At 67.2% G+C, this 21,924-nt stretch carries 27 protein-coding genes; 5 read left to right on the forward strand and 22 right to left on the reverse strand.

What is annotated here, in order from left to right; all coding sequences use genetic code 11:
* Window position 1: 1 nt before the first annotated feature.
* The 12 genes from V6S66_RS14745 to V6S66_RS14800 all read right to left on the reverse strand — a co-directional run bounded on the left by V6S66_RS14745 (window position 2) and on the right by V6S66_RS14800 (window position 8,353).
* The gene (locus V6S66_RS14745) at window positions 2-874 is read right to left on the reverse strand and encodes a LysM peptidoglycan-binding domain-containing protein (protein ID WP_334207542.1); all 873 of its coding nucleotides are present in this window, start codon (window positions 872-874) and stop codon (window positions 2-4) included.
* A 9-nt stretch (window positions 875-883) separates the two neighbouring features.
* Complete coding sequence (locus V6S66_RS14750) at window positions 884-1,294, reverse strand: TadE/TadG family type IV pilus assembly protein (RefSeq protein WP_334207543.1); 411 nt, start codon at window positions 1,292-1,294, stop codon at window positions 884-886.
* A complete protein-coding gene (locus V6S66_RS14755; protein WP_334207544.1) occupies window positions 1,291-1,653 on the reverse strand; it encodes a TadE family protein in 363 nt (120 codons plus the stop codon). The genes V6S66_RS14750 and V6S66_RS14755 overlap by 4 nt, the downstream gene beginning before the upstream one ends.
* Window positions 1,654-1,706: 53 nt before the next feature.
* Window positions 1,707-2,102, reverse strand: coding sequence for a TadE/TadG family type IV pilus assembly protein (locus tag V6S66_RS14760; protein ID WP_334207545.1), 396 nt, complete (start codon window positions 2,100-2,102; stop codon window positions 1,707-1,709).
* A 61-nt stretch (window positions 2,103-2,163) separates the two neighbouring features.
* The gene (locus tag V6S66_RS14765; RefSeq protein ID WP_334207546.1) at window positions 2,164-2,358 is read right to left on the reverse strand and encodes a hypothetical protein; all 195 of its coding nucleotides are present in this window, start codon (window positions 2,356-2,358) and stop codon (window positions 2,164-2,166) included.
* 16 nt (window positions 2,359-2,374) lie between these two features.
* A complete protein-coding gene (locus tag V6S66_RS14770; protein ID WP_334207547.1) occupies window positions 2,375-3,271 on the reverse strand; it encodes a type II secretion system F family protein in 897 nt (298 codons plus the stop codon).
* The gene (locus V6S66_RS14775; RefSeq protein WP_334207548.1) at window positions 3,268-4,131 is read right to left on the reverse strand and encodes a type II secretion system F family protein; all 864 of its coding nucleotides are present in this window, start codon (window positions 4,129-4,131) and stop codon (window positions 3,268-3,270) included. Before V6S66_RS14775 ends, V6S66_RS14770 begins: the two co-directional genes overlap by 4 nt.
* Entirely contained in the window at window positions 4,128-5,429 is a 1,302-nt protein-coding gene (locus tag V6S66_RS14780) for a CpaF family protein (protein ID WP_334207549.1), read from the reverse strand. Before V6S66_RS14780 ends, V6S66_RS14775 begins: the two co-directional genes overlap by 4 nt.
* On the reverse strand, window positions 5,429-6,178 hold the full coding sequence (locus V6S66_RS14785; protein WP_334207550.1) for a hypothetical protein: 750 nt from the start codon (window positions 6,176-6,178) through the stop codon (window positions 5,429-5,431). Before V6S66_RS14785 ends, V6S66_RS14780 begins: the two co-directional genes overlap by 1 nt.
* A 2-nt stretch (window positions 6,179-6,180) precedes the next feature.
* Entirely contained in the window at window positions 6,181-6,879 is a 699-nt protein-coding gene (locus V6S66_RS14790) for an SAF domain-containing protein (protein WP_334207551.1), read from the reverse strand.
* Window positions 6,876-7,544, reverse strand: a complete 669-nt coding sequence (locus tag V6S66_RS14795) for a hypothetical protein (RefSeq protein ID WP_334207552.1) — start codon at window positions 7,542-7,544, stop codon at window positions 6,876-6,878. The genes V6S66_RS14790 and V6S66_RS14795 overlap by 4 nt, the downstream gene beginning before the upstream one ends.
* 248 nt (window positions 7,545-7,792) lie before the next feature.
* A complete protein-coding gene (locus V6S66_RS14800) occupies window positions 7,793-8,353 on the reverse strand; it encodes a hypothetical protein (RefSeq protein WP_334207553.1) in 561 nt (186 codons plus the stop codon).
* 208 nt (window positions 8,354-8,561) lie between these two features.
* Between V6S66_RS14800 and V6S66_RS14805 the strand changes: the two genes are divergently transcribed.
* Window positions 8,562-8,735 carry a hypothetical protein gene (locus V6S66_RS14805; protein ID WP_334207554.1) on the forward strand — a complete coding sequence of 58 codons (174 nt, stop codon included), beginning with the start codon at window positions 8,562-8,564 and terminating at the stop codon, window positions 8,733-8,735.
* A gap of 115 nt (window positions 8,736-8,850) precedes the next feature.
* Window positions 8,851-8,973 (forward strand): transposase, encoded by a 123-nt coding sequence (locus tag V6S66_RS17060; RefSeq protein WP_442885939.1) that lies wholly within the window; start codon window positions 8,851-8,853, stop codon window positions 8,971-8,973.
* A 303-nt stretch (window positions 8,974-9,276) separates the two neighbouring features.
* Here the strand turns inward: V6S66_RS17060 and V6S66_RS14810 are convergent, their stop codons facing one another.
* Window positions 9,277-10,551, reverse strand: coding sequence for a peptidoglycan DD-metalloendopeptidase family protein (locus V6S66_RS14810; RefSeq protein ID WP_334207555.1), 1,275 nt, complete (start codon window positions 10,549-10,551; stop codon window positions 9,277-9,279).
* A 334-nt stretch (window positions 10,552-10,885) separates the two neighbouring features.
* On the opposite strand from V6S66_RS14810, the gene V6S66_RS14815 reads away from it, so the two are divergent.
* Both V6S66_RS14815 and V6S66_RS14820 read left to right on the forward strand, forming a co-directional pair.
* Complete coding sequence (locus V6S66_RS14815) at window positions 10,886-11,260, forward strand: BlaI/MecI/CopY family transcriptional regulator (protein WP_334207556.1); 375 nt, start codon at window positions 10,886-10,888, stop codon at window positions 11,258-11,260.
* A gap of 847 nt (window positions 11,261-12,107) precedes the next feature.
* Window positions 12,108-13,766: a cytochrome c oxidase assembly protein gene (locus V6S66_RS14820; RefSeq protein ID WP_334207557.1), complete on the forward strand. Its 1,659-nt coding sequence runs from the start codon at window positions 12,108-12,110 to the stop codon at window positions 13,764-13,766.
* A gap of 96 nt (window positions 13,767-13,862) precedes the next feature.
* Here the strand turns inward: V6S66_RS14820 and V6S66_RS14825 are convergent, their stop codons facing one another.
* Entirely contained in the window at window positions 13,863-14,570 is a 708-nt protein-coding gene (locus V6S66_RS14825) for a M15 family metallopeptidase (RefSeq protein ID WP_334207840.1), read from the reverse strand.
* Window positions 14,571-14,796: 226 nt separating this feature from the next.
* Between V6S66_RS14825 and V6S66_RS17065 the strand changes: the two genes are divergently transcribed.
* On the forward strand, window positions 14,797-15,111 hold the full coding sequence (locus V6S66_RS17065) for a hypothetical protein (protein ID WP_442885940.1): 315 nt from the start codon (window positions 14,797-14,799) through the stop codon (window positions 15,109-15,111).
* Between the two features lie 270 nt (window positions 15,112-15,381).
* On the opposite strand, the gene V6S66_RS14830 is transcribed toward V6S66_RS17065, so the two are convergent.
* From V6S66_RS14830 to V6S66_RS14865, 8 genes are all read right to left on the reverse strand, one after another.
* Window positions 15,382-16,296, reverse strand: a complete 915-nt coding sequence (locus tag V6S66_RS14830) for a cation diffusion facilitator family transporter (protein ID WP_334207558.1) — start codon at window positions 16,294-16,296, stop codon at window positions 15,382-15,384.
* A gap of 83 nt (window positions 16,297-16,379) precedes the next feature.
* A complete protein-coding gene (locus V6S66_RS14835; protein WP_334207559.1) occupies window positions 16,380-16,745 on the reverse strand; it encodes an ArsR/SmtB family transcription factor in 366 nt (121 codons plus the stop codon).
* Between the two features lie 79 nt (window positions 16,746-16,824).
* Window positions 16,825-17,475, reverse strand: coding sequence for a M23 family metallopeptidase (locus V6S66_RS14840; protein ID WP_334207560.1), 651 nt, complete (start codon window positions 17,473-17,475; stop codon window positions 16,825-16,827).
* 107 nt (window positions 17,476-17,582) lie between these two features.
* A complete protein-coding gene (locus tag V6S66_RS14845; protein WP_334207561.1) occupies window positions 17,583-18,170 on the reverse strand; it encodes a copper resistance CopC family protein in 588 nt (195 codons plus the stop codon).
* Window positions 18,167-19,978, reverse strand: a complete 1,812-nt coding sequence (locus V6S66_RS14850) for a bifunctional copper resistance protein CopD/cytochrome c oxidase assembly protein (RefSeq protein ID WP_334207562.1) — start codon at window positions 19,976-19,978, stop codon at window positions 18,167-18,169. Before V6S66_RS14850 ends, V6S66_RS14845 begins: the two co-directional genes overlap by 4 nt.
* Before the next feature lie 115 nt (window positions 19,979-20,093).
* Window positions 20,094-20,837 (reverse strand): cytochrome c biogenesis CcdA family protein, encoded by a 744-nt coding sequence (locus tag V6S66_RS14855; protein WP_334207563.1) that lies wholly within the window; start codon window positions 20,835-20,837, stop codon window positions 20,094-20,096.
* A complete protein-coding gene (locus tag V6S66_RS14860) occupies window positions 20,837-21,448 on the reverse strand; it encodes a TlpA family protein disulfide reductase (protein WP_334207564.1) in 612 nt (203 codons plus the stop codon). Before V6S66_RS14860 ends, V6S66_RS14855 begins: the two co-directional genes overlap by 1 nt.
* A 42-nt stretch (window positions 21,449-21,490) precedes the next feature.
* A complete protein-coding gene (locus tag V6S66_RS14865; RefSeq protein WP_334207565.1) occupies window positions 21,491-21,883 on the reverse strand; it encodes a hypothetical protein in 393 nt (130 codons plus the stop codon).
* Window positions 21,884-21,924: the final 41 nt, after the last annotated feature.

The raw sequence follows: 21,924 nt of genomic DNA on the forward strand, positions 1-21,924 counted from the left end.
GTCAACCAAACTCGGGGCAGTCCCCTTGCCCGGGGTAGATCAGGTTCGGGTCGGTCAGCGCGACAGGCTGCTCGAGGTGCTTGGACGCCTCGAAGATCTCCGGGTACCGGCCTGCGTCACCGAGCTCGTCGGCGGCGATCTGCGACAGGGTGTCGCCGGCCTGCACGGTGTAGTCGACCGCTGCCGGTGCCGTCGCGGGTGTCTGTGGTGCGGCGGTTGCGGGCGACTGAAGGACCCATCCGGGGCGCAGGAGGCTGGCGGAGGCGAACGTGGAGCCGTCGATCATGGTCTGGCCGTCGTTGAGCTGGGCGATCTCAGTCCACCGCTCGGGATCACCCAGGTGGTTCTGGGCCAGGGCCCAGAGCGTATCGCCGCGTTCGACGACGATCTCGGCCGTCGCCGGCACCGGGTCGACGGCGGGTGTCTCGGCCGCCGTTTCGGGTGTTGCTTCGGCTGCCGGCGTGACGGTCTCGGGGGTCTGCTCGACACTCTGCGAAGGTGACGGCGACGGCGCAGGTGCGGTGTTGGCCTGCACTGGCGACGGCAGAAGTGGCACGCTGACGAACGCGGCGACGACCAGGCCGATCATGGTGCGGGCGAAGAGCGTCTGGACGCCGAACGCACCGGGTGTGCGGTTCAGTTGGTGGGACTTCGCGGTGGCCACGACCTCGAGCGCGATGCACCAGCAGGTCTGCAGCCAGAACGCCCACACGATCAGGGAGAGCAACTGGATCAGCACGGTGTCGGTCAGCTGCATCCCGAGGCTGAGGTCGTCGGGGATCGGTGATCCCACGAACGCGATCAAGAGCAGCGGTGTGCCGATGACGATGGCGCCGAGCAGCAGCAGTGCGCCGAGAGCCTTGATCCACTTCATGGTTGTCTCCTAGAGCCCGTCAGCGTCGATCGACTCGGCCGAGCCGCTTCCCGAAACAGACATCTCGTTCATGCCGATGACCGACAAGAGGACCGTGTCGTAGGTGGTCGAGAGAGTCACCGTCACTCGACTGCCGGTGATCGTGATGGTCGACGGCGGGGCGTCGACCGCCCGCAGGTATGCGTCGGCGGCGGCTCGGGCCCGAGCGGGGTCAACGGAGACTCGGCCACCATCGCGCAGGGAGTTTTGGTTGAGCGCATCGGCGCCGACGCGCGCGGCCTGTTCGGCCTGATTGGTGAGTTCGCGTCGCTCGGATAGTGCGTAGCCGCCGTCGATGACCAGTGCTGCGCTTCCGAACAGCGCCAGTGCCATCACGAGGATGAAGATGGTGGTTGACCCGCGTTCGTCCTGGGACCTCATTTTGACCGGTACTCCTCGATCGGCACCGACGCGGAGCCGGTGAATGCGGCCGTTCCTGGAAGGCCGCTGAGTGCGACGTCGCTCAGGTCGGCGATGCAGGTCACGTCGGCTCTGACTACCCCACCGGGCTGGTAGTTCGAAACGTCGATGTCGACGGTCAACTGAGCGCAGGAGAGACCGCGGCTCTGCAAGGAAGCCCTGATCGTTTCCTCCCCGCGTGCGGTGGCCAAGGAAGTGTTTCGTTCCAGCGAGGCCGCCCGGGCGGCCTCGCCCGCGAGATCCTCAACCTGCTGGCTCGCGCGTGCGTAGCGGGAAAGCCCAGCCACGAACAACAAGGCCACGACGAGGAACGTGGTCATGATCACGAGCTCCAGCCCTGCCGAGCCTCGATCTGGCCGCGGCTGTCGGCGGCTCATGGGACGTCGCTCTCCGGCGCCACGTACCGCTCGATCGGTCCCGTGGACGTCTCGACAATCGTCGGCTTGAGGAAAGGGATGAACGACAAGGGGGTACCCGTCACGCTAACCGTGACGGTCGTCGCCGAGCGGTCGACGTCGACGGTCCGATTGGTGAGCATTCTTGGACCCAGAGTGTCGAGAGCGGCCGTGGCGCTTGCCTGGCCATCGGCTGCAGTTCCGTCGAACGTGGAGGCCGAAGCAACCGCCTCCTGGGCGGCGGCTTCAGCAACGTTGCGTGCGTGGGCGATGAGAGCGAACTGGAACACCGTCATGATCAGGAGGAACAGTGTCGGCGCGACGAGAAGAGTCGTCGCGATCTCGCCACGCTCATCTCGTCGCTTCACGCTCACACCTACCTTCTTCGGCTCGTCGCATCGTTACCCCCACAAGGCCACGAGAGGCCCTCGGTGATCACCCGATCGGGACGGAATTGGCGCTCGAGATCCACTTGGCGACGAGGATCGCGCACACGGTCAGCGCCGCAGCGCCCATCACGGCGGCGATGATCAGGTACTCGGTGGCGATGCCGCGCTCGTCGTGACGCACCTTCTCGCCGGTCAAGTGCGAGATCAGCCACGTCTTCCAGAACTGCAGTTCGAGGTGCATAAGGTCTCCTTGGTAGTCAGATCGCCATCACAGCTGCGACGGCGGGATAACCGAGAAACAGCATGAAGCTGAATCCCAGAAACAGGTGCGCGTACTTGATCGAGTCCGACGATCGCTCGGCCCTGCCTTCGGACTCCACTAGTTGCCGAGCTCGAGCGGTCGCGGCTCGAACTCGTAGGGACTCTCTGACCTTGGCGCCGTCATCGGCTACCAGGCTCAATGCCGATCCGAGGTCGCGGAGCTCTCCGACAGTGACTCGTTCGCCGAGATCGCGGAGTGCCTCCCAGGGCGTGATCCCGGTGTACCTCGCCAAGCTCAAGGCGTCTGCGATCACTTCGAACGCCCACCCTCGTCCCAACGCGGACGCAGCTGGCAGGGCCTCCGGGACACCTCGGCCGCCGGCCAAGGCCATGGAGACCAAGTCGAGATAGCACGAGAGCGCTCGACGCAGTTCGTCTCGCCTCTTGGCAGCGGCAGCCGCGACCGTGGAGTTGGGGACCAGCGCGAAAGCCACGGCCAGCGCCAGGCCTACAACCAGGGGAACGGCGGTTCCGGTGTTGACGCCGCCAGCAATCAGGACGGCGCTCATTAGCACCGGCACGCTCAGGCCCACTCCTGCCATCAGCACCATCTTGACCAGGTGAGCCTCCAGCGGACGGCCCAGCAGGGACAGATTGGCGCGGAGCTTCGGTGCTGCGAAGCCCTGGCGCTCCAACTGCACGGCCAACCACCGTCCCAGCCGGTCCCCGATCGGCTCCCTGGTGTCCTCGACGGTGACGACGGACCGTGGGCGTTGAGAGTCAATCGCCATGACCGCCGCCGCAAGGTCGCGCCGCGGTGGAACGATGGCCCACACGAGCGCCAGCAGACCTACTCCCGCGGTAGCGCCGATCGCGAGCGCCGCGGTGATCATCGGCCACCTACGCTCTGCTCGAGGACGAGGTCTTGAGGCCGAACCAGGAACCGTTCGGGCAACTCGATCCGTGAGGCGCTACGAATCCACGCGAAGCCAGCGATGAAGCAGCCCAGGATTAACATCAACATGAGTTGTCCCATTGCGGTGCCATAGGGCTCGAGGTATGTGCGGCTGAGCAGCATCACGCCACCGGCGAACCCCACTGCGACGCCCACGATGATCCGGGCGTCACGACGCAGACTGTTGCGGCTCTCCTCGACGCGAGTCCGCATTTCCAGCTCAGATCGTGCGGTCTCGGCCAACGCGGTGAGCGTCCCAGTCAGACCCGACCCGCGAAGCCGGGCATTCATGATCAGCGCCGCCACGACCAGGTCGACCGAGGGGTCGTCCAGGTCCTCGCCGAACGCCGCCAGAGCCTGCGGCAGCGGGACGTGGGCACGCAGACGTCCAACCAGCTTGTTCAGCTCGGGAGCGATCGCCGGTGGTGCTGCCTCCGCCGACGCGATGATGGCCTGCTCCAGCCCAATCGCGGCCGCCATCGTGTCGCGTAGAGACTCGGTCCACGTGGCCACCGATTCCAGGCGCGCCAGATGGGCGCGCCCTTCGGCCGTGCCCCCGAACAGGGCTGGCCACATCCAGGTCACCGTTCCGGCCGCCACAGCGGCGACCGGCCACCGCGTCACCACGGCGACCACGACGATCGCGAGCGTCGACTTCCAGAGCCGATCTCGCGCTGCGGTAAGCCGCGTCGTACTTCGCGTGGGTAACGGCGGCGGGGACCAGCCGAGCCAGGCGGCAACGGCGAGGATCACCCCGCCAGCCAGGCACGCCCCGATGAGGAGTCCGAGGATGCTCACCAGGAACCGCCCCCGTCGTTCCAGCCGGTCGCGCGCAGGCGTTCGGCACGCTGGACCGGCACCTGGTAGTTCCGTACCGCGTTGCCGGCGTCATCGGAGGTGAAGACCTCGGAGGCGGAGACGCCGATATGCTCGTCGTACCCGTTGACCTCCAGAATCGTCCGGACCCGGCGAACACCGCCGTGGACGTCGCGGCCGACGAACACCACGAACTCCACCGCGCCAGCGATCATCTCGTGGACGACCTGACGGGGAAGGCCCTCGGCCTGCTGGGCGTAGCTGCTGATGCGGTTGAAGCTCTCGCGGGCGCTGTCGGCGTGGATGGTCGACAGTGAGCCGTCGTTGCCCTGGCTCATCGCGTTCAACATGGGCACGATCTCGTCGCCGAGGACCTCACCGACGATGACCCGTGACGGGTTCTGGCGCAGGGTGCGCTTGACCAGCTGCGCCATCGTGATCCCGCCAGCGCCCTCAGTGTTGGCCGGGCGGGACTCCAGGGCCAGGCAGTTCGGGTGGCGTTCGCGGTCATCGCGCAGGCCGAGCTCGAGCGCCTTCTCAATGGTGATGATGCGTTCCTGTGGGGGGATCTCCGCGGCCATCGCGCGAAGGAGGGTCGTCTTGCCGGCGTTGGTTCCGCCAGCGATCACCACGGAGAACCTCGCAGCGACGATCGCGCGCAGGAAGTCGGCTGTCTCGTGCGTCAACGTCCCCAGGCCGACAAGATCGTCCAGGTCGACCTTCTGGAACCGGTGGCGCCGGATGGAGACCGCAGGGCGAGCCGCGACGGCCTGAACCGCCGACAGGCGGCTGCCGTCGGGCAGCTGCAGGTCCAGCTCGGGGTTCGCCGCGTCGAAGGGTCGCGAGGACAGGCCACTGAAGGACGCGAGGGTCTGGATCATCTCGATCAGCTCCGCGTCGTTGGCGGCGACCGGTTCTCCGAGTTCGGGGTAGTCCGCTCCTGCGCGGCTGATCCAGACCTCATCGGCGCCGTTGATGTCGATGTTCTCGATCGAGTCGTCGTCGAGGAGGCGCTGCAACCGGCCCGCGCCGAACATGCGCGCGTAAATGGCCTCGGAGATCTCGTCATCGGCCTCGGGCGGCAGCGGCGGGACTCCTTCGGCCATCCTGCTCTCCGCATGACCGCGCAGGACCTCGGCGATCATCTGCCGTGCGAGCTGCTGCTCGCTGGCCGGCGAGAGCACCGGCTGGCCAGCCGAGCGACGTTGCGCCCGCTGAGTCTGCAACCGGTCTCCGACCTGCTGCTGCAGACGAGCGACGAGCTCGTTGTCCAGACTCATCAGTGGACCTCAAGTCCTGCGGTCGCGAGAAGGTGCTCAGCGGCCGTGCGAGCACCGCGAACCAGCTGAGACGAGCGGCCACGCCCGGTCGGCGAAGCGCCGCCCTGCAAAGCAGCGAGGCCGGGATGATCCAGCGGAAGGTGGGCGGCTGGGGCCGCGATGACACCGGCCTGCGTCAGGACGTCGTCGACGTCGCGGCAGTCCGCGGCCGCTGACCGGCCGGGGCCGACCATCAGCGGCACTGTTCGCCCGCCCGCGACCGTCACGTCCAACAGGTGCGCCCGGGTGTGCAGGATCGACTCGACCGCGCTGGCCATCACCGGGACCCGCACGTCGGCCGAGACCAACAGCGGCATCGTCGCTGCGTCGTGCCCGAGCCGGCCGATGTCGGCGATCACGTCGACGTCGGCCGAGGCGGCGGTCACCGCGAGGCGACGCCACAGGTCACCGATGCCGCGAGCCTGCGCGGGCAGCTGAACCCCCACGACGACCTGCACGCCACACGCCAGCGGCTGCGACCACTCCTGCAGAGTCGACTCCCGATCGCCACGGGTCGCGGCCGCAAAACCCAACAGGTTCGGGCTCGAGGCGACCGCTCCCCCGGACGCTCCCCGGCACCGGTACGCCAGGTCGCCCCCTGCCGGGTCGGCCTCGAGCAGGACCACCGGGCGCGGCCACACCGCCGCCAGAGCGAGCGCCGTCGACGTCACGCCCGGGGCGCCCTTGGCCGAGTACAGGACGGTCAGCATCGTCAGTTCCCCGCTGCTGCGGTCTCGACCACGGCCACGAGACCCGCCGCGGAGTACGCGGCGATCGTGGTGGCGTCATCCTCGTCGACGACGACCGTGACCAGGACCGTGGCGCCTTCGGTGGCCGAGCCCTGGACCTCCAGGACCTCGGCCTCACGGGCGAGGATCTGGGGGGCGTCCAATGCGGTGCTCGGGCTCAGGTCGACCGTGCCGCTCGGAACTGCGACCACGCTGACCAGGTCGCCAGCACTGAGGCCGGCCGAGGGTGCGCGCGCTGCGTCCAGGCTCAACCCGACGGTCGCACTCCCGTCACCGGGGACCGGGTCGCTGGTGACCATCGAGTCGGTGACGATCTGCCCGGAGACCATGTCCACCTGCGCCGTCTTCCCGATAACCGTGTCGATCGCTGAGACCGGGACTGCGCCGTCGACGCCCGCGACGGACTGGCGCTCGAGGTCCTTCTCCGTGATGACCTGGCCCTTGGCGACGTCCTCCTTGACGGCGAGAACGTCGGTGCGGTCCCCGAACTGTGAGAACAGCACGGCACCGGCCAGGGCGGATCCGGCGATCATCAGGCCGGCGAAGGCGAGAAGCCCACGCCGGCGAGGCAGCGTCCTCATGCGCCGGTCGTCGATGCGCCGACCGGACAGCGCGCCCTCCCGGGCGCTCGGCGGCGGCGGCGCGGGGGTGCGGGTGCTCATTGGTTCCTCTTCTCATCAGGCAGGACGTTGACCGACTGCCGCTCCCCCACGACCAAGTTCGCGGTCCCCGAGGGGCCGTCGACCTCGCCGAGGGATCCCGCGGTCGCCAAGCAGTTACCGGCGCACGTCCAGTTGACGCGCCACGTGATCGCCGCCGAGACGGGCCACATGCCGTTCGGTTGGAAATCGCTCACGCGGGTGTACCTGTAAGAGCACGACGTCGTGGAGCCGGGAGGCATCTGACCGACCTGCCAGACCCGGCCTGCGTCGTAACAGACCTTCGACCCGGGGCCCATGTTCCAGGTCACCCAGCGTGGCTCGATCGTGACCGTCACCGATGTCGCGCCGGCGGTGACGGTGTTCGTCAGCGGGGCCCACTGGACTGCTGGCATCCACATCCAGGTGTCCAGGCCGACGTATGACTTCGCCGGCGGAGACGGCGCCAACTGAACCGTCGGCGTAGTCAGCTGCACCGCACCAAGAGCCTCCTGCGCCAACACGGCAGGATCCGGCGGCGCGGCCTCACCGTTGGCGACGTAGATCCAGAGTTGTGGGTTGTCGTCGCAGGTGTAGAAGCGGCCTGTTTCAGGCGCGCCACCCGCGGTTGCCCACCTCGGATCGCTCGGATCAGGCTGCTCCGTGGGAAACAAGTAGCAGTCGTTCACCGGAGACCAGCGCCCAGAGCCGGAGGTGCACGGGACGGCCTCACCTGTCGAGCGCGTGCACTCCGTCGCCCCTGCACCCGGCGTGCCGCCACCACCGGAGCTGCCAGAGTCGCAGACTCGAGTCTTGACCTCACCTGTCGCGGGATCGACGTAGGTCTCCTGACCGTCGGCGCACGCTGCCGCAGCTGGCGTAGACCGAGTGAATGGCGCCGCACTCATGAGAGCGGCGATGATGACCACGCCGAGAGTTACTCGGCTGAGAGCTCGCACGACGCCTCCACGTCGGCGGAGATCCCGCTGATCAGCCAGCGGCCTTTTGCGTCCCTCTGCAGACCGACGTACTGCTCATAGGACGGGACCTTGGGCGGTGCTTGTTCGACACCGTTGACGTAGTCCTTGGTCTTCGATGGGTCGAGGCAACGGGTAATGGTCACCAGCGCGTAACCATCGGGCTGGACGGTCACCTCGGTCGGCGTAGTCGAGGCGTCCCAACCCGGCTCCTTCACCGAAGTCCTACCCTCAGCCTCGTTGGCCTGCAGTCCCTCCCACACCAGCGTCCATACGGCGTGGCTGTCCTGGAGGTACTCCAGCGCCTCGGGTGTCGCTGTCCCGACCTCGACGAACCCCTCGATCTTCGAGTCGTAAGCATGAAGAAAGTCGATCGCCTCGTAAGCGGCGTCAATCTGGTCATCCGTCAGGTCGGACTCCCATGCGGGTGCCGAAGATTCGACAGGACTTGCAGTCGGTCTCTCCGGAGAGTCCCCGGAGTCGGAACATCCACCGAGCAAGAAAACGGCGAGAAGCAACACGGCGCCCGTGCCGCGCCCAGTTTGCGAACGGCTTTCCATACGCACACACCCCCGGGTGTTTGTCTGCGTGGGCTACATGTTTCACCCAGAAGCCCAGACCTTTCAACCCTCAAGGCCAAGATTCAAGAGGCGGGCGGCCATTTGAGTGGTTGCGAAGTTCTCGGTTCGTCCCCAATGCGGTGACCACCGCTTGAGAAGCGACGTGCCCGTGTCGATCGTCGACGTCTATCTGTGCCGCGCCGAGCAGACCGCCTCTGTCGCCACCAGCTGGAAGGGCACATCTGGAATAGCTAGCGCTGCGCCGCTCAGGCATCTGCCCGAAGCCAGTCAACCTGATGGCGAAGACCGCCGAACCAACCTCTCGCTCGCGCGTATGGAGTGAACCCCCACTCAGCGCTGCAATTTGAACTGCCCCGAGATGTCCGGAGAGTCCGCTGTGTCCCGAGTTTCACGGAGTCGAATTTGCGGATCCTGGTGTCTGTCATCAGCAGGAACAGATGGGACGACAGGCTTATTCGGCGGAGGTCAGACGCAAGGTCCTTGACCTGCTCGCTGCCGGGCGGAGCGTCGCGAGTGTCGCGCACGACCTCGACATCAGTGACCAGACGATCTACAACTGACGCTGTCAGGATGAGATCGACCGAGGTGAGACGTCTGGCCTGAGAACCGGTGAGAAAGGCGAGCTCGCGACGGCAATCAAGCGGATCCGTGAGCTCGAGACCGAGCTCGCCGTCGCCCACCGGGCGGTCTAGTTGCAAGGAGGAGACCAGCCCAGAAGGCGGTTCGCGGCGGTCAAAGTGATCACCGCGGAGGAGCATCCCATGAAGGTCGCCTGCCGCCGCTGAGCCGCGGATGACGTGAGGACTGACGGCACGGAGGTGATCGCCGCAGCACGACTGCCTGCTCGCGAAGATCCTGACGCGTCAGCCGACCCAGCTGGCCGGATTGGCGAAACTGCCGTTGACGAGCACTTCCCAGTGCAGGTGGCAGCCGGTCGACAGGCCAGTCGTTCCGACGTAACCGATGACTTGCCCGCGCGCGACACGCTGACCGGGGCTGACGACGCTGCGTGTCATGTGGTTGTAGGTCGTCACGATGTTGACACCGTTGATCGTTCCGTTGTTGAGGATGACCCGGTTGCCGTAGCTGCTGCTGAAGTAGCGCTCGCGCACGGTGCCGTCGGCGGGCGCCTTGATGGGAGTACCGCAGCCGGAGCCGAAGTCCATGCCGCTGTGCAGGCGACGGGCGCCTGAGATCGGGTGGATCCGGTAGCCGTACGGGGAGGTGATGCGGATCGAGTCGAGCGGGTAGGACAGCTTGCCGCCGCCGCCACCACCGCCACCGCCACCGCCACCGCTGGAGGGGGGCGGGGTGTTCCGGGCGATCTCGGCCTGGATCTCCGCCTGCAGACGGTTGCGTTCGGCCTCGAGCGCCGCGATGTCGGCGGCGTCGGCGGCTACCGCTGCATCGGCGGCGGACTTGTTGGCACTGTTCGCCTGGACGAGCTGGGCGACCGAGGCCTCCTGCTCAGTAGCCTGCTGCTCCAGCACCGTGATGTTGGCGAGGTTGGCGGCGGCCTCGTCGCGCTCGACCTGCACCTGATCGCGCAGCGCCTGGACCTTCTGCTCGTTGAGGTCGAGCATGACCCGGGTCGCGTCGAGCGTGTCGAGCTTGCTGAGCTGGGAGTCGGCGATCGTGTTGTTGATCGCGACCTGCTCGGTGAACTCGGTGGGGTCGGCCCCGTTCACCAGCTCGTTGAAGGTGCGCAGGCCCGCGCCGGGGTCCTGCAGCGTCTCCACCGTGAAGGCGATGACGTCGTCCGTGGAGGCCTCGACCTGCTGCTCCCCGGCCGCCAGGTCGGACTCGACCTTCGCCAGGTCGGCCTCGCTCTGGGCAAGCTTGACCTGCATCTGCGCGTCCAGCGCCTGGGCGGCGACCAGCTGGCCCCGCACCGAGCCGAGCGCCGACTGCGCCTCCGCCAGCTGGGCCTGCGAGGCCTGCAGCACGGCTGCGGCGTCAGCGGCGGCCTTGCTGGACTCGTCGTAGGACTGCTGGGCGCCGTTGATCTCGGAGTTGGTCGCATTCTTCTTGCGCTCGAGGTCGTCCTGGGACTCGGCCAGCGACGGACCTGCGAGCGCTGCGAGGAGCGCGAAGGTCAGCGTGAACGCCAGCAGAGCGGACCGCGGGGTGGATCTCATGGAAAAAACCTCGACCTGGGGAAGGTGCCCTGACGGGCAAGGCGAGTGCAACGTGAGTGACTCGTGTGATTGGTGGGACTCTAGTTCAACTTGAGGGCCACGGCCAGATGCTTCGAAGATCAGGGCCAGACCGCATCGGTCGGAGGCCGGAATGCGCGACCGCAGATCACCGCAGCGCGAGTCGGCGCTGCGAAGCACGTGCACCTACATTCGTTGATCGCCACGCGATCCACTGGCACATGTCCGCCCGTTGACTCCTTCGGAGGTCATCGGGGTTCGTCGGACATCTGCCCTCGAGGCACGGCTACGATCGGTCGCAGAGGAAGGGGCGGTCATGCAGGGACTCGGTTCGCTCGAAGCAGCCGTCATGAGGCAGCTATGGGCCCTTGGCGAACCTCGATCCGTCCGTTCGGTCATGGAGCAGATCGCCCGAGACCGCGAAATCGCGTACACGACCGTGATGACCGTGATGGATAACCTCCATCGCAAAGGACTGCTCGCCCGTACCCGTCAAGGCCGGGCGTACGTCTACTCGCCCATCCAGTCGCGCGAGGAGTACACGGCGACGCTTTTGGGTGAAGTCCTCGCGGGTGGCGGCGATCGGCGCGGGGTCCTGATGCACTTCGTCGAAGGACTCGATGCCGACGAGTTCGCCTCGCTACGTGAGGTTCTGAGCGCGCCCGATCGCCCAGGCGAGCACCGCGGATAATGGGCGCAACCGGCCTGCCGCTCCTCGCACTCGGCGCGGCCGGCTCATCACCGGTGCCTCGCGCCCGGCGGCTCGCGCGCCCCTATCAACCTCTGAGACGGGTGGCAGTAGACGCGATCGCCGCGATGGTCATCGGCACTATTGCAGCGCCACTCACCCTGGCCAGCTTGCCGGTCGGTCCAGAGATCTCGCACGACTGCTGTGCCGTGGCGACCGGGCGAGGCATCCCGCCAACGATGCTGATCGATAGCCAATCGCCCCGCCGCTAGGCGCGCCACTCACAGAATGGCCCACTCCGAGTTGCTACTATCCTCCTTAGTAGATGGAGCACGGAGCTCCGACATACCGTCAGGGGCTCGCGGTGGAGGCGAAGAGGGGCCGTGCGTCCGAGGCCGCCACCTCGCGTGACCCTGAGCAGCCACATCCGGTACCTGCTCCGCCTGTGGCCTGTGGCCGCACCCTCGCTGCAGAAACCGGCGGAGCCAAGTCCCGATGGACGAAGGCGAAGAGTCGGAGGGCGCAGCCTGTCCTCGTGGTGGTGGGCGCAGGACTCATCGTGCCCACCGTGGCTCTTCTTGTTCTCGTAGCCCGAGGAGACATGAGCTCGGTCGCCCAGCCGGGGATTCCAGCACCAGAGTTCTTGACCCGCTGGGGTCTGCCCGCGGCTCGCGGCGTACGGAACTTTGCCGCCGCGATCACAATTGGTGCCTTGGTGCTCCTGAGCACGGGACTCCCCGCCCGCACCCGGACGACGCCCTGGTCTCACGGCGCCGCATGGAGTTGGATCGCGGGCATCGCCGTCGTATCCGCCTGGGTCTGGACTGTGGCGGCGCTCCTGGCTCTCGTCATGACCTACGCCGACATCACCGGCCTACCGTTGGCTGATGGCCGACTGTGGACCAACCTGGTGTCCTTCGCCACCGACGTCGAGGTGGGCCGATACCTCGGTGCCAGTGCGCTGATCGCATTCGTCGTGGCCATCGGGACCACCATCATGCAGAGCACCGCCGGTTCCGCCATTCTTGCTGTGCTCGGGCTCGCCGGCCTGTGGCCCATCGCGCTCAACGGCCACGCTGCGGGCTCGCTGAACCATGACATCGCCGTCACCTCCCAAGCCATCCACCTGGTCGGCATCAGCGTGTGGGTCGGCGGTCTCGTCGTCCTGATGGCCAGCGCACAACTTCTGCAGCACGACCTCCCGGTTGTCGTCAGCCGATACTCCAAGATCGCCGTGTGGTGCTTCGCCGCCGTCGCACTTTCGGGTGTGGCCAGTTCTTGGCTTCGCGTGGGGTCCTGGTCTGATCTGGCGTCCGGATACGGCGCGATCCTCACCGCCAAGGTGGTTGCGCTGATTCTGTTGGGGTGTGCAGGGATGTTGCACCGCCGCCGATCCATTTCACGGCTTCACGAGCGCGATCGCGGCGCTTTCCGCCGGCTGGCGGTCGGCGAGATTGTCGTGATGTCGGTGGCCATGGGCCTAGGAGTGGCGCTGGGCCGGATCGCGCCGCCAGAATCTGCCTCGAATCGAGCTCTCACGACCCGCGAGTCCTTGCTGGGCTTCACGCTTCCCGGGCCTCTGGACTGGCCTGGATGGATTGCCACATGGCGAGTCGACCTGCTCTGGGTTCCGGTGGCCGCCATCGCGATCGGCTCGTACCTCGCGGCGGTCAGGAGGCTCCGACGCCGCGGCGACTCGTGGCCGATCGGTCGCACCGTGGCGTGGGTGGTTGGTTGGCTGCTGCTCACTTGGGCCACGAGCGGCTCGCCCGGCGTGTACGGCAAGGCCCTGTTCAGCATGCACATGGCCCAGCACATGACGATCGCCACCGCGGTGCCGACCTTCCTCGTCCTGGGTGCACCCGTCACGCTCCTGCTGCGCGCGACGCGGCCTCGCAAGGACGGTTCCTATGGACTGCGAGAGTGGACGCTCCTCGTCGTCCACTCTCGCTACACCGCGGTCATCGGGCACCCGATCGTCGCGGCGGGACTCTTCATCGTCAGCCTCGCCGCCTTCTACTACAGCGGAATGTTCGAACTGTCGATGCGCTCACACACCGCGCACATCGTCATGGTCATCCACTTCCTGATCACCGGGTACCTCTTCGCCAACAGCGTCGTCGGCGTAGACCCGGGTCAGCTCAGACCCCCTTACGTGATGCGCCTGCTCCTGCTCATGCTGGTCTTCGCCTACCACGCTCTCTTCTCGGTCTCCCTGATGGCCAGCACGACGATCCTCGCCGGAGACTGGTTCGAGCTCGTCCGGCCTCTGTGGGCAGAGCCTGCCGCAGCCGATCAGTACCTCGGCGCCTCGATGGGCTGGGCACTGGGCGACTATCCCTTGGGCGTGATGGCCGGGGCGCTGATCTGGCAGTGGGTCCGTGCCGATCGCGCCGAGCAGCGCCGCTTCGACCGCCAGGCGGTGCGTGACGGTGGCGCTGAGATGGCTGCCTACAACGCCTACCTGCAGAGACTCGCTCAGCACCACGGTAGAGAACGGGATCGATGACCTCGCGGTCGCGAGCACTCCGGGAACGAGGTTTCGACGCCGAGAATCCGACACAGCCAGCTCACCAAGAGCTGGGAAGGCTCGCGTGACCGCCCCTCAGCTTGCCGGGGTCGCGCCGTCGAACTCCCAGTGCCAGGGCTCCGGCCGAGATCCAGATCGCTGCGCCCAACCAGGGTTGGTCCAGCCCAGCCGCTCTGCGTTCAAACTCAGCCACTCGTACTGGGCAGTGCCAAAGGACTGCACGCCTCCACACAGATCGACCGCAACACCCCACCCGTGGTTACTCGTACCGGGTTGGGCAGCAAGGCCGGGCTTCACGGAGTAGAGACGTTGCTGGGCCGAAAGGCTCCGATAGGCATCAGTGACACACAGTGATTCGCCAAACTGACGCTCGTACTCGACCGACAGCAGCCACCAGGCCATCGCCGCGTCGCCCCGCAGGTGGAATCCGCCCTCGGGTAGTTCGCACAGGCTTCCGTCTGCAAGTCGCCCGTTGGCACCGGACGGTTGTTGTGTCGCTGCCGGACAGGACACCAACCACGCTGGCATTTGAGGCGCTACCGGGACCGGTGGTTCCTGGGCGCTCTGCTCCTGGGGCACCTGCTCGTCGATAGGCGGGCGACTTCCGCCGCGCGCCACCTGGCTGGAAAGACGTCGGTCAATCTCTCCCTCTGCGGACAGAGCATCATCCGCGACTGCCGCCGGTTGCACCCCGGTGGGAGCTTGGTCACGCGACGACCCCGCAGCCGACACGGCGAATGTCAGCGCGATCACCAGCGCGGCCAACGGGCTGAGACCCACCATCTTCCGACGGGCGCCCACGCGGTCCTTCGCGGCTCGATGAGCACCAGTCGCAGGTGGGGGCGTGTCTCCCAGGCGTCGCTCGGGAACATGTCTGCCTCGCGTCAACCGAGAATGACCAGCCGCTCGTCGACGTGGCTGGGGACTGGACAAGGAAACTTTCCACTTCGGGACTCGGGGCACGCTCTACTACTATGAACGATAGTACATACGACGTTGAACGGATCCGTTGCCTGCGCGACGCATAGGCGACAGCCTGCGTGGGGTTGGCGGTGCGCGACGTCCGCCCCAGTCGGAACCGGAGAACCAACCGTGCAGCTGCCGCGACCCGACGGAAGCCGAGTGGCTCGCGCCCATCGCGATGACGCTCCTCTGGACCGCTGTACGGCGGACTACGCTGAGGTCCGCCGCCCTGATCGGACTGTGCTTCGGGATACCGTTCTTCGGGCTCCTGCTGTGGTGGCTCCTGGCGTCCATCGGATGGTTCGCGTGGGTCGCCCTCTGCTCCACTGGCGGCGCGGCTACGGCGGTCGCGACAATGTGAATCGCCTGTAAATGTCCGGGGCGGCTGGCCTCGGGCTGGCTGGCACAGATGTCCGTTCGAGCACCGTAGGCGCCAGCCGGCGACCTGCCTCCCGTTGACAAACTGCCTCCAATTCCGGACGTCACCCGTAGCGACTGACCGGGGGGCCACCGTCCTCGAACGCGGGTCCGAAGGGACACGGACCGCATGCAAACCGCCGGCGGGGTGCCCGCTGTCAGCCACAGCGCCGCGACGCGGCGCGCCTTACCACGAACGCGCCCCGCGGGGCGGTCACCAGTCAACCTCGTGGCACTCGCGGGCTGCCGACTGCTCGACCTGGAGCGTGGCGTGCTCGATCTGGTAGTCGTCCCGAAGGATCGTCCTTGCTGATTCGAGGATCCGCGGCAGGTCATCAGTGTTGTCGCCGACGAGATGAGCGGTGGCCACGTTCATGCCGGAGGTCAAGACCCAGACGTGCAGGTCGTGGACGTCGGTGACGCCGGGGATCGCCCCGAGCCGAGCAGCGACCTCATCGATCGGCAACCCCTCAGGCACGTGCTGGCCGAGCACCGCCAGAACCTGGCGGCCGAGAACGACGGCCCTGACAGCCACGAACACGCCGATCGCGAGAGCAACGACCGTGTCCCACCAGGGCTGACCGGTGCTGGCGATGAGGATGCCTGCGGCGATCACTCCCACGGATCCAGCCGTGTCGGCGACGACCTCGAAGTAGGCGCCCTTGACGTTGAGACTCTCCGCAGCTCCACTGCGGAGCATCAGCATCACGACGATGTTGACCAGCAGGCCCAGGCCGCCGACGACGATCATCGGGGTCGAGGAGACTTCGGGGTCGCTGCCAATGCGGCTGATCGCCTCAATCACGACGTACACCGAGACGCCCAACATAATCAGAACCGTCAGTCCCGAGGCGAATACCTCGGCCCGATACGAGCCGAACGTGCGCCTCCCGGTGGTGTCTTTGCGGGTAGCGATCTTCGTCGCGGCGAGTGCTGCACCGAGCGCCACGACATCGGCCGCCATGTGGCCGGCGTCGGAGATCAGCGCCAGGGACCCGGACAGCAACCCATAGACGAGCTCGACGAAGAAGAAGGTGAAGATCAACGCGAACGCGATCGCGAGCTTGCGGCGGTACCGACCCCCCGCATGACCCGCCGGCGCCGGCGGGTGGCTGTGTCCTGCGCCCATCAGGGTCTCCTTGTCGTGCTGTGCCGACGAGCGTCCGCTCGCTCGGTGTGGTGCTTCACGGCCCGCCCGCGTGGGCCAGACGTTCAGTCGTGCGCGCTGGTCCCGTGGGTCGGGCACAGGATGACGGCGAACCCCGTCAGGTCGAGCAGCCGCTCTGCAGCAGACAGCAGGTCCGTGGTTGCCTCGGGGTGCGTCACGCTGAACACCGAGGCACGTCCTTTCGGCCGCGACGTGACGAGCCCACAGTCTTTGAGGCACGCCAGGTGCTTGGAGACCGTCGACTGCGCCAGGCCGAGATGCTCGGTCAGCTCGACCACTCGGTGCTCGCCGAGCAGGAGGTGCTGGAGGATCACCAGACGCGACCGGTCACTGAACCCGTGGAACAAGCACGCCGCGGCCGTCAGCGCGGCCTCACGCTCGGTATCGGCTAACGGAGTTTTCATCGCCATTTGACGATGATTGCACAGGTCCCCGCCTTCCAACAACCCCGAGCCAGACGGGCAGGTTGCGATGCCTGCGGTCGGCCCGCTATGGAAAGACATTGTGCTCGCGGAAGTACGCCTCAGGGTCACCCGACGGGCCATCGCCTGGTTTGACCTCCACATGGAGATGCGGTCCGGTGGATCGACCTGTCGATCCGGTGTACCCGACGGTCTCGCCCGCCTGTACCCGTTGACCCTCCTGGACGACGATGCGGCTCTGATGGCAGAACTTGACCACCACGTCATCGGTGTCGAGCTGGATCTGGGTCATGTTTCCGCAGTTGCCGGCGTACCCCGCGGAGACGACGGTCCCCGAAGCCACGGACACGATGGTCGATCCGCTGGGGCCGGCGAGGTCCAGGCCACTGTGGCCCTTGCCCCAGACAGCGTTGGTGATGCCGAACTGCCCCGAGATCCGATACCCGGTGACAGGGAGCACCCACTGATCAGCCTTGAGCTCGTCTGCCTTGACCTGCGAGGACGCCAGAAGGTCCTGCTGGGCCTGCAGGACCTGCTCAGCCTGCGCTTGTGTCTGTTCCTCGAGCAGCTCTCGATCGAAGTCGCGGCTGACGTCCTGACCGGTGCCGGCGGTGTCCGCCAAAGCCCGCCGGTCGCTGAGCGGCGCGCCCGGCTCGGGCGGCTCGGGCGAGGCCGTTGACCCCCATGCGGCGATGAGCAGGGCGAGGGTCCCGAACACCGCGAAGCCCGGGCCGAAGCTGGGCCTGGTGTCCCGCCGGCGCCCACGTGTGGCGCCCACGGTGCGCCGACGACTGGTGTCCAGACGACGCTTGGGCGCCGGGGGCGTCATGAGGCGCCCCGGCGGTGCCTGATGGTCCTGACCGCCCACGCGAGCAGCACTGCCAGGACCAGCGCCGCCACCACTCGGAGCATCACGGCCGAGCTGCTCGCGCCATCGCCGTCCTCCACTCCGGTGGCACCGTCAGAGCCTGCGGCACTTTCTGCTTCCTCGCCGCGGTCATCAGCCTCGGAGGTCGAGGTGTCGGTGTTGGGTCGCCCCTCGTGGACGAACGTGATCGAACCGTCGATCGGGTGACCGTCAGAAGACGTCACCCGGTAGGACGCCGTGTAGGTCCCGGCCGTGGTCGGCATGTACGCCCGCGACACCGTGTCGCCGGCGATGACGGCATCAGCCGTGCTCACCTCGGTGCCTTCAGGGTCGAGCACCGCGATGAATGCGGCGGACTCGAGGATCTCGCTGTTGAAGCGGAATGAGACGGCGGCCTCCTCGTTCCAGTCGACCTGGGCACCGGATACCGGAGTGGACTCGATCAGGGCGTCGTGCGCGTTCGCAGGGACGGGCAGGAGCAGCATGACGGGGAGGAGGAGGAGGGCGACCATGCGGCTGAACCACCGGGCGGCAGGAAACATCATCGGGCTTCTTTCGTGTGCGGGACGGCTGACGGAAGGTGCCGCTTCCGGAAGCGGCGGAGCAAGTCGATCGAGATGACGGTGAGCACCGGGACGACGATCGCGAGGTAGATCACCGCGCCGCGTTCCTGGTCCGCGGCGAGGTCAGTGGCGTACGGGCGAGCCAGACCGACCCAGTAGTCCTGCCCGACGGAGGTGTCGGATGCAAGGAGGGCAAGGCCGAACCCGGCGGCCAGCAGCATGGCGACGCGGGCCGTGAGCGATCGGAGCCTGAGGTCGAGCTCCGGCAAGAGGCTCGATCCGAACAGGCCTGTGTGCAGCACGAGTCCGACGGTCAGGATCCAGAGCTCCATTCCGAGGTGCCCGAGGAGGCTGGACATCAGCGCGGCGAACAGCGGGCTGCCGTACAGGATCAGAGCAGTCGCCGACAGGAGCACCAGACCGCACAAGGGATGTCCGAGGCGCCTCACTGCTCGGGACGAGCAAACCGCCAGCAGCAGGTCGCGCGGAGAGATCTCACCGGCCTGTCGCGGTCCGGGCAGTGAGCTCGCAGCGAGCGCACCGGGGGCCCCGAGCACCAGCAGCGGTGCCGCGACCATGACCAACAGGGCCTGGCTGGTCAGGTGAGCGCTGAACAGGACGTGGGTGTAGGTGCCCAGCCCGCCGCTGGTCGCCCACGCGACCACCAGCATTCCGGCGGTCCAGGCGGCGCTACGGCGAAGCGGCCAGTCCTCACCGCGGCGTCGCAACGCCAGCACACCGATCAGGTAGAGGACGGACCCGAAGCCGACGACCGCCAGTCCGACACCGCTCGGGTACACGCCGAACGCCACGTTCGTGAACGTCGGCGCCGGCGGCATCGGGCCGCCCAGAAGGTCCTCGGACGGTGTCAGGAGGACGCTGCCCGCCGGCGGGGGCGTACGCGAGAGCGCAACGGCCACCCCGACCGTAGCCATCATGAGGAGTACCTCGACGCCGGCGATGCGGGCGAAGCCACCCCCTGACCGCAGGATCCGACGGCGCTGCCACCACCCGAAAGAACCCAGGACCGCCAACGCGATCACCTTGAGCAGGACGAGTTGGCCGTAGGCGGAGGAGATGAGCTGGTCGAGGTCCGTGGCCCGCACCATCGCGCTGATGACGCCACTGATGCCCACCACCGCGAAGCAGGCCATCGCCACGTGGGAGTACCGGCGCACCGCAGGCTCAAGCCGTCTACTCCTACGCGATGCCACCCAGGCGAGCGCGCAGAGCGCCCCCACCCAGACCGCGACGGCGGCCAGGTGCAGGTAGAGACTGACGGACGCCAAGGAGTGAGATCCGCCTGAAGCAGCGTGCCCCGTCAGTGCCGACGGCAGCAGAGTGGCCACGGCGAAGAGGCTCCATCCGGCCAGCGCCCGGACGCCGACGACCCATCGCAGCGTCACCGCCAGCACCAGCGCACCCATCGCCTGAAGGGCGATACCTCGACCCACCTCGCTGTCACGCAGCAGAGCCACGAGCAGGTCCACACGCAGTCCACCGAGCGTCACGGCGAAGACGTCGGCAGCGGTGACGATGAACGTCACGACGGTGGCCACCACCCACACCCAGGCACTTCGACGTGCGATGCGGACGGCGTCGACCGCGAGACCCTGGACGTCACGCCCACTCGACGGAAGCAGAACCGCCGCCAGGATCAGGAACCCGATCGTGGCGATGCCGGCCAGGTCAGCCATGCCCGTGGCCACGGGAACGAGCCAGCCGACCAGGACTCCAGGATCGGGCAGACCGGGCACCGGTTCGCGAGGCGCTGAACCAGCCCAGATCATCGACAGCACCAGGGCAACGAAGGTCGCCGTCGCCAGCACGGCGACTGACAGACCTGTTGGCGCCGAGGACGACGCATCGGATGGAGCGTGCGCAGGAGAAGTACCGGTCATCGCTTCACACCGCCACCGCATACCCGGAGATCAGACCTTGCAGATGATTCACGAGCTCCTGCCAGAGACCGCTGATCAGCAGCAGTCCGACCAGCACCATCGAGCCACCAGACACGAGCGCGATCGCGCGATGATGCCGCTTGGCCCACTGCACCGCACGCATCGTCCGGCGGTATGCGACGGCCGCGATGATGAAGGGCACACCAAGCCCGACGCAGTAGAACACGGTCAGCAGGCTTCCGCGCGCCGCACTCCCCTCGGTGAGAGAGAGGGACAGAACGGCAGTCAACGTCGGACCCAGGCACGGGGTCCAACCCACTCCGAAGAGAAGACCGAGCACGGGGGCGCCGGCCAGGCCGAGGCGTGGCACGAGGCGGGGACCGAGAGAACGCTGCAGCACGGTGAACCGGCCGGCGAACACCAGGCCCATGACGATCATCACCAGCCCGAGCACGATGTTCACGATGCGCTGGTGCTCAATCAGTCGGTACCCGATGGCCCCGAACGCCAGCCCGTACGACATGAAGGTGACCGTGAAGCCGGCGACGAAGAGCACCGCGCCGAGGGCCACCCGCGGTCGGTGGCCTTCATCGAGCTCTTGGACCGCCTGCCCACTGACATAGGACAGGTAACCGGGTAGCAGCGGCAGGATGCAGGGCGAGAAGAAGGAGACGAGCCCCGCGAGAACCGCGATGGGAATGGCCAGCGCGAGCCCGCCGCTGAAGACCTGGGTGCCGAACCAGTCCATCAGCGTCCTTCCTGCACGTCGATGACCAGCTCGCGCAGCGTGTCCGGATCGACCTGGTCCATGTACCTCACCGCGACTCGTCCCTGAGCGTCGATGACGTAGGTCGTCGGCACGGCCACGGCGGGCAACGAGGAGGAGAAACCGATCAGCATCTCGCCGCCGGAGTCACTGAAGCTGGGATAGTTCATCCCGAAGTTGGACGCGAATGCCTTCGAGGCAGTGCGGCCCTCACGGATGGCGATGCCCACGAACTGCACGCCCTGACCCGAGAACTCGTCGGCCATGGCGATCAGGTCAGGCGTCTCCTTGCGGCACGGCGGACACCACGATCCCCAGATGTTGACCACGAGCACGTCGCCCTCGAACTGCGCGGTGCTGAGCGGGGCGCCGTCGAGGTCGGTCCCCTCGAGGACCGGCGCCTCTTCACGCTCCGATGGTGCGACGACGGTGATGGACCCGTCGCCCGAGACGTATCCACCCTCGGTGGCGTCGGTCGATGTCGCGCTCGAGCAGGCGTTCAGGGTGGCGACGGCAGTGACGACGAGGAACGCGACGATGGAGCGTCGGGCGACGCGTCGCAGACGGGCAGAACAGGTTGTTGACAAAGGCATGGGAACTCCGGAGGTGGCTGAGGGCAGGGCTGTGCCCCGTGCTCAGCAGCGCGTCGGAGTTTCGAGCGGGCCGAGGTGCGAGTGGAGTCCGGTCGGGACCGGGAGGATCGTTCGGACCTGTCGTGCTGCGAGCCCCAGGTAGTTGTCGGCCCGCCGAGCGGACGCAAGGACGAGCGCGAGAACGACGAGCAGGCAGGTGATGGCCAGGCACAGCACACCGACGTCGTGACCGTCGACGACTCCTCGATCCGAGGCAGGCTCCTGGTCGGCGACCGCGGACGTCGCGAAGGACGAGGCGTCAGCGACGACCGGCTCCTGTTGCGACGAGGAGCCGGAGCCGACGGCCAGTGCCAACGCCAGGAAGAGTGAGGTCACGATGGCAGCCGTCCGGAGCCTCTGCACGCGCAGCAGCGCGAGGGGTCCGGGACGTGACATGCCGCGAGAATACCGAATGAGGCACACATCGCGTCATCCGG

Source organism: Aeromicrobium sp. Sec7.5 (assembly GCF_036867135.1).
In the GTDB taxonomy this organism is placed as follows: domain Bacteria; phylum Actinomycetota; class Actinomycetes; order Propionibacteriales; family Nocardioidaceae; genus Aeromicrobium.